This is a genomic window from Loigolactobacillus bifermentans DSM 20003, assembly GCF_001434575.1.
Lineage (GTDB): Bacteria > Bacillota > Bacilli > Lactobacillales > Lactobacillaceae > Loigolactobacillus > Loigolactobacillus bifermentans.
Window position 1 is genome coordinate 1 of the sequence record NZ_AZDA01000095.1, and the last position, 413, is coordinate 413.

Annotated in this window: 1 protein-coding gene; it reads right to left on the reverse strand. The window is 39.7% G+C overall.

Annotated elements, in window-relative coordinates; all coding sequences use genetic code 11:
• Positions 1–413: transposase (locus tag FC07_RS11725; RefSeq protein ID WP_157050150.1), on the reverse strand; the 413-nt coding region annotated here is incomplete at both ends.

The following is a 413-nucleotide window of genomic DNA, read 5'->3' on the forward strand; positions in this document are numbered from 1 at the left end:
CCGATCCGCTAAAAGTAATGTTTTGCCGTACCAGTCACACTTATAAGTTAGAACTTGTCTAAAATAGCCGAACAAAGAACGCTGTAAACCTTTTGAAGCAATATGGGTCATTTGCATTTTTTTCACATCTAAGTCTTCAATCACGATTTTATCGTACTGGTTTGTCAGCTGAGTCGTAAATTTCTGTATCAAATCGTGTTGAATATTGGCCACTTTTCGGTAATCACGCTGTAACTTGGCTTTCGTTTGGGCGTAATTTTTACTTTTAGTACCTTTGATGCGACCGTTTGCCACCCGTTTACGGGCTAATGCACGTTGGTAATGCTTAATACGCTGATAAAGTCGTTGTAATCGTTGAGGACAAACGTTAAAAATACCGTCGCTGTAGTTCAGATGGCCCACGTTTATATCCA